This window comes from Streptomyces malaysiensis subsp. malaysiensis, from assembly GCF_040653035.1.
Classification (GTDB): Bacteria; Actinomycetota; Actinomycetes; order Streptomycetales; family Streptomycetaceae; genus Streptomyces; species Streptomyces malaysiensis.
The window spans coordinates 59,701-71,466 of sequence record NZ_JBEZNG010000034.1; the positions used below are offsets into that span (position 1 = coordinate 59,701).

2 protein-coding genes and 1 pseudogene are annotated in these 11,766 nt (G+C 74.3%); all 3 read left to right on the forward strand.

Translation table 11 applies throughout. The annotated features are described in order from the left end of the window. Window positions 1-128 precede the first annotated feature (128 nt). On the forward strand, window positions 129-1,091 hold the full coding sequence (locus AB0E24_RS40410) for a malonyl transferase (protein ID WP_093705091.1): 963 nt from the start codon (window positions 129-131) through the stop codon (window positions 1,089-1,091). Next, complete coding sequence (locus AB0E24_RS40415) at window positions 1,085-2,173, forward strand: phenylacetate--CoA ligase family protein (RefSeq protein ID WP_079255706.1); 1,089 nt, start codon at window positions 1,085-1,087, stop codon at window positions 2,171-2,173. The genes AB0E24_RS40410 and AB0E24_RS40415 overlap by 7 nt, the downstream gene beginning before the upstream one ends. Window positions 2,174-2,349: 176 nt before the next feature. Beyond that, window positions 2,350-11,595, forward strand: a pseudogene (locus tag AB0E24_RS40420) (SDR family NAD(P)-dependent oxidoreductase); the annotation flags it as partial. Between the last annotated feature and the right edge of the window lie 171 nt (window positions 11,596-11,766).

Here is an 11,766-nt window from a genome sequence, read left to right on the forward strand (position 1 = left end):
CCGCCCGGCCGGGCGGGCCCCGCGCACCGCGATCCCCCCTCGACGCCGCCACCGGCGCCGCCGAGGTGCTGTTCCCCCCTTTGGACGGCCGGACTGCCGTGTCCGGCCCATGATGTATGGAGGTTTCCATGGCGCTGGGTTACTTGCTGGGCGGAGGCGTCGGCACCGAGCCGCACGGCATCGAACTGCACCGCGAGTACGCCGTGATGCAGCGGCTGTACGAGCAGATAGCCGAGTGGACCGGCCTGACCGTCGGCCAGATCCTGGAGGAGGACCTGCCGGAGGCCCAGGAAGAGCGGCAGAGCGTCGGCTCCATCCGCGAGACCGCGCTCGCCCTGGCCGTGCACGACATCCTCGCCGAGCAGGGTGTGCACCCCTCCGCGCTGGGCGGTCTGAGCCTGGGCGCCATGACCAGCAGCTGTCTGGCCGGCGCCCTCACCCGACAGGAGCTGTTCGGTCTGCTCCGCAGCACCCGCCTGTGCCCCGACCCGGACCCCTCGGACCCGGCGCACGCCCTCGCCATCGCGGCCGTCCCGGCCGGGCAGAGCGTCGAGACGTTCGTCGGCGGCTTCGAGGGCGTGTACGTCGCCGGTGACATGGGCGACACCGCCGACGGCGCGCTGCGCATCCACATGCTGGGCGGTCTGCACGAGCCCATGGCCGCGTTGGCGGGCTCGCTGCCCGAGGGTCTGGTGACGCTGATGCCGGGCCGGGGCATCGCCCAGCACACCCCGCTGCGCGCCCCGTACCAGACGTTCATCGAGCCGCACATCGACGCCATCGGGTTCGGCACGCCCAAGCTGCCGGTGCTGTCCTGCCTGGACCGCAGGCAACTGGCCTCGGGCGAGGACGTGCGGGACCTGTTCAAGCGCAACCCCACCACCCCGATCAGCCTGCCGTACGTATACGAGGGCATGCACGAGCTGGACGTCCAGCTCGGTGTGGTGGTCGGCCCGGCGATCCCGGCCGGACTGCTGCGCATCCCCTTCCCCGTGGTCCACGTCGAGCAGCCGGAGCACATCGAGAAGGTCGTCTCCAGCGTCTTCGAACTCGGCATCGAGTACCCCGAAACGGGACTCGCGCCGTGCTGAGCGCGGGCCTGTCCCCGGCCGACTGCGACAAGCTCGTCGACGGCTGGCTGAGCACGGACCCGGACGAGTGGACCCGGCGGGTGGTCCGGCGTCACTTCGACCCCGAGACCGGCAGCCCCTACTGGCTGGAGCGGGCGAAGGAGCTGTCCTTCGACCCGCGCGACATCACGCGCCACGCGGAGCTGACCGAGTTCGGGCCGTTCGACCTGGACGTACTGCGCACGCGCGACCCGCGTGACTTCGTCCCGCTGGCCGTGGACCGTCCGCTCACCGGGCGGGTGTGGGACTCGGGCGGCACCACGGGCGCGCCGTGCCGCGTCTTCTACACCCCGGAGATGATCGTCCAGCGGGGTGTGTGGCGCCGCTGGTCGTTCACCACCGAGGGCTTCGAGCCCCACCGCACCTGGCTCCAGGCGACGCCCACCGGGCCGCACCTGATCGGCAATGGCGTCTGGGAGGCAGGGGACCTGCACCAGGGGGTCGTGTACGCGATCGACATGGACCCCCGCTGGGTGAAGCGGCTGCTGCGTACCGCGCGCATGCCCGTCGCGCGGGACTACACCGAGCACCTGCTCGACCAGCTCCTCGATGTGCTGGAGACCCGGGAGGTGGACTACCTCAACACCACCCCGGCGCTGATGGTGGCGCTGATCCGGCGGGCCCCCGAGCGGGTCGCGGCGCTGCGCGGCGTCCGGCTGAGCGGCACCCACCTGGTCCCCTCGGTCTACCGGCAGATCGCCAAGGCGCTGGACGGCGGCCTCTGCGGCCTGAGTTACGGCAACACCTTCGGGAACGCGGCCGGTCTGCCGGTGGAGCAGGACGGCGAGCTCATGCCGTACCTGCCCAACTTCCCGCAGGTGACGATGGCGGTCGTCGACAAGACGGACCCGATGACCACGGTGCCCTACGGCTCGGTGGGACGCGTCCGGCTGACCGTGCTGCACGACGACCTGTTCCTGCCCAATGTGCTGGAGCGGGACGAGGCGGTGCGGTATGACACCGGCGACCGCTTCCCCACCGACGGCGTCGCCAACGTGCGCCCGCTGGAGACGGCCGGCACCGCGGTCGAAGGGCTGTACTGAACTGCTGCCGCCCGCGTCTTGCGAAGTGGGCGGCAGCAACCACACGGCCGGCGACCACCACGGTGGCGGTGAAGACAACGGTCACCGCCACGGACGGGGCCACGGCGGAGCACGGCCGCGATACGCGACGCACAGTGAAGGACCGGGAACTGATGGCTGGTATGCCGGAACCGACGGACGAGAAGGTGCTCACCTACCTCCGGCGGCTGACCGCGGATCTGCGCCGCACCAGGGAGCGGCTGAGAGCGGCCGAGGCCAGGGAGCACGAGCCGGTCGCCGTCATCGGCATGGCCTGCCGGCTGCCCGGCGGAATCGCCACGCCCGAAGACCTGTGGAGCGTGCTCGCCGAAGGCCGCGATGCCATCACTCCGTTCCCCACGGACCGGGACTGGGACCTTGCCGCCCTCCACGACCCCGACCCCGAGAAGCCCGGCACCTGTTACGCCCTGGGTGGCGGCTTCCTCAGCGACGCGACCCGCTTCGACGCGGACTTCTTCGGCATCCCGCCCCGCGAGGCGACGGCGATGGACCCGCAGCAGCGGCTGCTCCTGGAGACCTCCTGGGAGGTCCTCGAACGGGCCGGGCTGGACGCGCACACGCTGAAGGGCAGTCGCACCGGAGTGTTCGTCGGCCTGATGCACCACGAATACGCCGGGCTTGTCCGCGGGATTCCCCGCGAGGTGGAGGGCTACCTGGGCAACGGGAGCGCCGGCGGCATCGCGTCCGGCCGTGTCGCCTACACGCTGGGTCTGCGGGGCCCGGCGGTCACGGTGGACACGGCGTGTTCCTCATCCCTGGTCGCCCTGCACCTGGCCGCGCAGTCGCTGCGCCAGGGGGAGTGCTCGCTCGCGCTGGCGGGCGGAGCCTCGGTCATGGCCTCGCCGCTGAGCCTCGTCGAGTTCAGCCGTATGCGTGGGCTCTCGCCGGACGGACGGTGCAGGGCGTTCGCGGAAGGCGCCGACGGCACGGGTTTCGCCGAAGGTGTGGGTCTCCTCCTTCTCGAACGGCTCTCCGACGCCCGCCGCAACGGTCACGAGGTCCTGGCCGTCGTCAGGGGTTCCGCGGTCAACCAGGACGGTGCGAGCAGCGGCCTGACGGCGCCCAACGGCGCCGCGCAGGAGCGGGTCATCCGGGACGCGCTGGCGGCCGCCGGACTCTCCGGCCCGGACATCGACGTGGTGGAGGGGCACGGGACGGGCACGCGGCTGGGCGATCCGATCGAGGCGGGGGCCCTGCTGGCGACGTACGGTCAGGGGCGCGAACGGCCGGTGTGGCTCGGATCGTTGAAGTCCAACATCGGGCACACCCAAGCCGCTGCCGGCGTGGCGGGTGTGATGAAGATGGTCCTGGCGATGCGGCACGGTGTGCTGCCGCGCACGCTGCACGCCGAGGTCCCCACCACCCGGGTGGACTGGACCTCGGGCGCGGTACGGCTGCTGACGGAGGAAGTGCCGTGGGAAGGGGACCGCCGGGCGGCCGTGTCCTCGTTCGGAGTGAGCGGGACCAACGCGCACGTCATCCTCGAAGCCCCGCCGGCCGAGCCCCCGGCCGAGGCGCCCCCATCCGGACAGCGCCTGTTGTGGCCCCTCTCGGCACAGTGCCCCGAGGCTCTCAGGGAACAGGCCCGGCGCCTCGCCGATGCCGCGAGCGGCCTCGACCCGGCCGACCTGTCCCACTCACTCGTCGCGGGCCGCGCCGCGCTGCGGCACCGTGCCGCTGTCGTCGGCACCACCACGGACGACCTCCGCCGCGGCCTGGCCGCGCTCCTGGCCGGTGAGCCCGCCGGTCACCTGGCCCTGGGCGAGGCGGCGGACAGCCCCTCGGCGGTGTTCGTGTTTCCTGGTCAGGGTTCGCAGTGGGTGGGTATGGCGGTGGAGTTGTTGGAGTCGTCGGCGGTGTTCGCGGCGCGGTTCGCGGAGTGTGAGCGTGCGCTGTCCCCGTTCGTGGACTGGTCGTTGACGGACGTGGTGCGGGCTGGTGATTTCGGCCGGGTGGATGTGGTGCAGCCGGTGCTGTGGGCGGTGATGGTGTCACTCGCCGGGCTGTGGGAGTCGGTGGGTGTGCGTCCGGATGCGGTGGTGGGTCATTCGCAGGGTGAGATCGCTGCCGCCGTGGTGGCGGGTGTGTTGTCGTTGGAGGACGGTGCGCGGGTGGTGGCGTTGCGGTCGAAGGCGATCGCTGGGTTGGCGGGTCGTGGTGGGATGGTGTCGGTGCCGTTGCCGGTGGATGAGGTGCGGGGGCTGTTGCCGGAGGGTGTGTCGGTGGCCGCGGTGAACGGTCCGTCCTCGGTGGTGGTCTCGGGTGATGTGGCGGGGTTGGAGCAGGTGCTGGGGGTCGTGGAGCGTGCTCGGCGGATTCCGGTGGACTACGCCTCGCACTCGGTGTGGGTGGAGGAGATCCGCGAGGATGTTCTGCGGGCCTGTGACGGGATATCCCCCCGGCGGGCCACTGTCCCGTTCTATTCCACGGTGGACGGCAAGTGGGTCACCGGGGACGAGTTGGACGCGGGGTATTGGTACCGCAATCTGCGGCAGACCGTGGAGTTCGAAGCCGGGGTCCGGGCCCTGCTCGCGGACGGCATGCGCCACTTCGTGGAGGTCAGCCCGCACCCCGTGCTCAGCGTGGCGATCGAGGACCATCCGGATGCCCTGGCCCTGGGTACCCTGCGGCGGGACCAGGGCGGATCGGACCGCTTCCTGCGTTCCGCGGCCGAGGCGTACGTCCGCGGCCTTCCCGTACGGCCCGTGGTGCTCGGCGGGCGCCGGGTGGCCCTGCCCACGTACCCCTTCCAGGGCCGCCGGTTCTGGCTGCGGGACACCGGGGGCCGCACGGACGTGGCAGGTGCCGGACTTGAGCCGTCCGGGCACCCGCTGCTCGGCGCGGTGGTGGAACTCGACGACGACGGCTGGGCACTGACGGGCCGGCTGTCCCTGGAACGAGACGCCTGGCTGGGCGATCACGCGGTGCTCGGTTCCGTACTGCTGCCGGGTACGGCCCTGCTGGAACTCGCGGTGTCCGCAGGCCGCCGCGCGGGCTTCGGCCAGGTGGCCGAACTGACCCTGCGCACACCCCTCGTGATACCCGCGTCGGGAGGGGTCGCGGCGCGCGTACAGGTGGGCCCCGAGGCCGGGGGCCGCCGGGCGGTGACCGTGTCCTCGCGCCCCGACGGGCAGCCGGAATGGACGTGCAACGCCCAGGGCGTACTGGTCGTGGAGGAATTGTCCGACGGCGCGGCTCTCCCGGCCTGGCCGCCGCCGGGCGCGGAACCCGTCGACCTGACCGGGTTCTACGAGGGCCGGTCCGCTGCCGGCATCGACTACGGCCCGGCGTTCCAGTGCCTGCGCGCCCTGTGGCACAAGGGGGACGAGGTCTTCGCCGAGGTCGAGCACGAGGCGCCCGGCGAGGGCTTCGCCCTGCACCCGGCGCTGCTGGACGGGGTGCTGCAAGCGACGGCCTCGCCCGGACGGGACGAGGACGTGCGGCTGCCGTTCTCCTTCAGCGGCGCGCGGTTCGGCCCGTACGCCGGATCCCGGCTGCGGGCCCACGTCGTCCCCGCGGCCGACGGGGCCGTATCGGTCCTGGTCGCCGACGACTCCGGAACCCCGGTGGCGTCGATCGACGCGGTGACGGCCCGGCCCGTCACCGGTGCGCTGCTGAAGCCGGCGTCCACCTCGCTCCTGCGGCCCGCGACGACGGCCCTGCCGTCCGGTCCGGTGCCGTCCCGGCGGTGGGCCGTCCTGGGGGAGAACGACAGGGAACTGGCCGCGGCGGTCGGCGCCCGCTGGACGGTCCCGGACGTCCGTACCGCCGTCGAGGCCGCTCCCGACGCGGTGGCCGTCCGTATACCCCGCGGGGACGCCGACCCGGTCGGCGGCACCCATGACGCCGTGCGCCGGGCACTGGGCCTGCTCCAGGCGTGGCTGGAGGATGAACGGCTGCTGTCGGTACCGCTCGTGCTGGTGGCGCACCCCGGTGACGTGTCCGCCGCGGCGGTCGGCGGTCTTGTGCGGTCCGCGCAGGCCGAGCACCCCGGGCGCCTGCTGTGGGTCGAATGCCACGACGGCGACCTGTCACAGCTTCTGGCCGCCGTCGCCGCGGGGGAGAGGGCGAACGAACCCCACGTCCTCGTCGGCCCCGACGGGCCGCACGCGCCACGGCTGCTGCCTGCGCTCGACGCCGGGCGCGAAACGGGGCTCGACCCGGCGAGCACGGTGCTGGTCACGGGCGCGGGGGGCCTTCTCGGCGGCCTCGTCGCCAGGCATCTGGTCGCCGCACACGGCGTACGGCACCTGCTGCTCGTGGGACGGCACGCGATCACGGGTTTCGACGACCTCGACGCGGAGGTCACCACGGCCGTCTGCGATGTCGCCGACCGTGAGGGACTGGCCGCCGTCCTGGCGCGACATGCGAAGGCGCGCCCGCTGGGCGCGGTGGTGCACGCGGCCGGGATCCTGGACGACGGCGTCCTCACCTCCCTCACCCCCGACCGCGTCTCCGAGGTCCTCCGGTCGAAGGTCGACGGCGCCTGGAACCTGCACACCCTGTGCCGTGACGTACCGGTGTTCGTGATGTTCTCCTCGGCCGCCGGTGTCCTGGGCAGCGCGGGACAAGCCAACTACGCGGCCGCCAACGCGTTTCTCGACGCCCTGGCCCGGGAGCGCAGAGCCCAGGGTCTGTCCGGGCAGTCACTGGCCTGGGGCTGGTGGGCCCCGCCCAGCGGGATGACCGGACACCTCGCGGAGGGCGACCGGGACCGGCTCGCCCGCGGCGGTCTCGCCCCGATGACGGCACGGGAGGGAACAGCCCTGTTCGACGCGGCGCTGCGCAGCGACGAGCCCGTCCTGGTGCCGCTCCGGCTCGACCAGGCCGCTCCGGCCGCCGGGGTGCCGCCTGTGCTGCGCGGGCTCATCCGGTCCCGCGCCCGCCGCCGCACGCCGTCGCACGCTCCCTCCGACGGCGCGCGGCGGCGGGCGGAGGACCTGCGGGACCGGCTGGCCCGTGCGGCGGAGCCCGAGCGCCTGCGCCTGCTGACCGATCTGGTGCGCGCACACGCCGCCGCCGTCCTCGGCCACCCCGGCCCCGACCACATCGCCGAGGAGCGCTCCTTCCTCGACAGCGGCTTCGACTCGCTGACCGCCGTCGAGCTGCGCAACCGCGTCGCCGCCGCGACGGACCTGGCTCTGTCCCCCACCACGGTGTTCGACCGTCCCACCCCGCGGCTGCTCGCCGCGCACCTGGCCGACCGGATCGCCGGGACCGAGCCCGAGCGGGCCCCCGTACCCGCGCCGCCCGTCAGTGACGAACCGGTCGCGATCATCGGTATGTCCTGCCGCCTCCCCGGCGGCGTCACCACCCCCGAGGAGCTCTGGGAACTGCTGAGGGACGGCCGTGACGCCGTCTCCGGCTTCCCCGCCGACCGGGGCTGGAACGTTTCGGACCTGTACGACCCGACCGGCGAACGCGTCGGCTCCAGCGCGGTCCGCGAAGGCGGCTTCCTCCACGACGCGGCGGACTTCGACGCGGGCTTCTTCGGGATCTCGCCGCGTGAGGCGCTGGCCATGGACCCGCAGCAGCGGCTGCTCCTGGAAACCGGCTGGGAGGCGTTCGAGAGCGCGCGCATCGACCCGCTGTCCGCCCGCGCCACACGGACCGGGGTGTTCGTCGGGGTGATGCACCACGACTACGCGGCCCGCTTCACCGCCACCCCGGACGGCTACGAGGGCTACCTCGGCAACGGCAACGCGGGCAGCCTCGCCTCCGGGCGCCTCTCGTACACCTTCGGGCTCGAAGGCCCGGCGGTCACCGTGGACACCGCGTGCTCCTCGTCGCTGGTCGCCCTGCATCTGGCGGTGCAGGCGGTACGCCGCGGGGAGTGCGCACAGGCGCTGGCCGGCGGGGTGACGGTCATGGCCACCCCGAGCGCGTTCGTGGAGTTCTCCCGCCAAGGAGGGCTGTCCCCGGACGGCCGCTGCAAGTCATTCGCCCAGGCCGCCGACGGCACCGGCTGGTCCGAGGGCGTCGGGATGCTCCTGGTGGAGCGGCTGTCGGACGCCGAACGCCTGGGCCACCGGGTGCTGGCCCTGGTGCGCGGCTCGGCCGTCAACCAGGACGGCGCCTCCAACGGCCTCACGGCACCGAACGGCCTCGCCCAGCAGCGGGTGATCCGGCAGGCGCTGGAGGACGCCGGACTCGCGGCCTCCGAGGTGGACGTGGTCGAGGCGCACGGCACCGGCACCCGGCTCGGCGACCCCATCGAGGCGCGGGCACTGCTGGCGACGTACGGGCAGGAGCGTGCGCGGCCCCTGCTGCTCGGCTCGCTGAAGTCGAACATCGGACACGCCCAGGCCGCCGCCGGGGTGGCCGGTGTCATCAAGATGGTGCTGTCCATGCGGCGCCGCGAGGTGCCCGCCTCACTGCATGTGGACGAGCCCACGCCGCACGTGGACTGGGACAGCGGTGCCATCCGCCTGGTCATCGGCCACGAGGCGTGGCCGGACACCGGCCGCCCGCGGCGGGCCGGTGTGTCGTCCTTCGGGATCAGCGGGACCAACGCCCACCTCGTTCTGGAGCAGGCCCCCGAGCCGACGGCCCGGCCGGACCGGGAACCCACCGCGTCCGGCCCCGTGCCGTGGCTGCTCTCGGCCCGCTCGGAAGCGGCGCTCGGCGCCCAGGCCCGCCGCCTCGCGCCGTACGCGCAGGGCCGCGACGCCGCCGACGTGGCCCTGTCGCTCGCCACCACGCGAGCCGTTCTGCGCCATCGCGCGGTGGTCGTCGCCGAGCCCGGAGAACACGGTTCGACACTGGAGGCGCTGGCCCGCGGAGAGACACCCCGGGGCGCCGTCACCGGTACGGCGGTGGCGGGCGGTCTCGCGTTCCTCTTCACCGGCCAGGGCGCACAGCGGGCCGGTATGGGCCGTGAACTGTACGCCGCCCACCCGGTGTTCGCGGCGGCCTTCGATGCGGTGGCCGCCCGGCTCGGTGGTGTGCCGCTGGACGACGGGAACGCCCTGGACCGCACCGTCCACGCCCAGCGGGCGATCTTCGCGTACGAGATCGCGCTCTACCGGCTGCTGCGGTCGTGGGGCGTCGAACCGGCCGCCGTGGCCGGGCACTCGGTGGGTGAGGTGGCGGCGGCGCATGCGGCCGGTGTGCTTTCCCTGGACGACGCGTGCGTGCTGATGGAGGCGCGGAGCCGGCTGATGGAAGAGATGCGCGCCGCCGGCGAGATGTTCTCGGTCCGGGCCGCGGAGGCCGAGGTGGCGGCCGGCCTCCCGCCGGGCGTCTGTGTCGCGGCGGTGAACGGGCCGCGCTCCGTCGTCCTGTCCGGGGACGCGGGAGCGGTCGAGCGGTACGCGCGGCGGTGGCCGGAGCCGAGGCGGCTGCGGGTCAGCCATGCGTTCCACTCGCACCACATGGACGGCATGCTCGACGCCTTCGCCGACGTGGTGCGGGGGCTGACCTTCTCCCCGCCCGCGCTCGTCATGCCGGGAGATGTGGAGGATCCCGAGTACTGGGTGCGCCAGGTCCGCGAACCCGTGCGGTTCATGGACGCCCTGCGCCGTCTGGACGTCGCGGGAGCCACGACGTTCCTGGAGGTGGGCCCGGACGCGGCGCTCACCGCGGTGGGTCCCGAGACGCTCCCCGACGCCGCCTTCGTCGCGGTCGCGCACCGCCGTGACCCCGGGGAGCGGCGCACCCTGCTGGACGCGCTCGCCCGGCTGCACGTCAGGGGCCAGGCCGTGGACTGGGGGCGGATGTTCCCCGACGCACGCCGGCAGGACCTGCCGCTGTACGCCTTCCAGCGACAGCGCCACTGGCTCTCCGCACAGGGACCGTCCCCGCGGAACGGCTGGTGGTACCGGGCCGGCTGGGAACCGCTGCCCGAGCCCGTCGCCCCGCGGCTGACCGGCACCTGGACCGTGGTGGCCGCGTCCGGGGACCACGACACCGCCGTGGACCGCGCACTGGCCGCCCACGGCGCCGAGGTACGCCGGGTGCGATCCCCGGAGGAGGTCCGCGGCACGCGTCCGGCGGGCGTGGTGTCGCTGCTCGGCCGGCCGGCCTCCGCGGCCGGAGCGCTCGCGGACACGCTGGCCCTGCTCAGGGCCGGTACGGACGCCCCCCTGTGGTGTCTGACCCAGGGCGCTGCCGCGGTGGACGGCACCGATGACGACGTCTCGCCGGAACAGGCCGCCGTGTGGGGACTGGGCCGTACCGCCGCGCTGGAGCACCCGGATCGCTGGGGCGGACTGGTGGATCTGCCGGCCGAGTTCGATGAGAGCACCGCCCGGCGGCTGGCCGGCGTCCTCGCCGACGGCGGCGAGGACCAGGTCGCCCTGCGCGGCGACGGGGCGTACGGACGCCGACTGCGCCCGGCCACGCCGGACGGTGCCGCCTGGCGGCCGAGCGGCACGGTCCTGGTCACCGGCGGGACCGGGGCGCTGGGCGCGCACACGGCCCGCTGGCTCGCGCGCAACGGCGCCCGCCACCTCGTCCTGGTCGGCCGCCGGGGGCCGGACGCCCCGGGCGCCCGCGCACTCGCCGCCGAGCTGGAGGAGGCCGGGAGCACGGTCACCCTCTCGGCGTGCGACGTCACCGACCGCGACGCGCTGCGCAGGCTGCTGGCCGAGCACCCGGCCGACGCGGTCGTGCACACGGCAGGCGCCGCCGACCACACCACACTGGCGGACCTCACGCCGGAGCGGCTCGACGACGTGCTCAGCGCCAAGGTCGACGGCGCCCGCAACCTGCACGAACTGTGCGGGGACGTCTCGGCGTTCGTGCTGTACTCCTCCATGTCGGGCACGGTGGGCAGTGCGGGGCTGGGCGCCTACGCGGCCGCCAACGCCTGGCTGGACGCCTTCGCCCGGCAGCGCCGCGCCCAGGGGCTGCCCGCGACCTCCCTCGCTTGGGGGCCGTGGGCCGGGGAGGGCATGTCGGCCGGGGAGAGCGGAACCCGCAACGAGCGCCTCGGCCTGCCGCCGATGGACCCCGCGCGCGCCGTGGAGGCACTGGCGGCGGCCGCGGGCGGGGAGCACCCCTGCACCATGGTGGCCGACGTCCGGTGGGACACCTACGCCGCCGGGTTCGCCGTCCGCCGCCCGAGCCCCCTGCTCGCCGACCTCACCCAGGACCGCTCCTCGCCGCGCGGCGGGTCCGCGTGGCTGCGGCGCGTGAGCGGGCTCCCGGCGGCCGAACGGGGACCGGCGCTGCTGACGCTGGCGCGGACCGAGGCCGCCGTCGTCCTGGGACACGCCGGGCCCGAGGAGGTCCCCGCCGGAACGGCCTTCCGGGAGCTGGGATTCGACTCGCTGGCCGCCGTGCAGCTGCGCGACCGGCTGGGCGCCGCCACCGGGCTCGAACTGCCCGCGGCGGTGGTCTTCGACCACCCCACCCCGGCCGAGCTGGCCGAGCACCTGCGGCTCGCCCTCTTCGGCGAGGACCCCCGGGCACCGGGCGGGGCCGGAGAGGAGGCGCGGCTGCGGCAACTGCTCGCCACCATCCCGCTCGACCGGCTGCGCGTCTCCGGGCTGCTGGACCCCCTCCTCGCGCTGGCCACGGACGACGCACCTGCGGCAGCCCCGGCCGGGGCC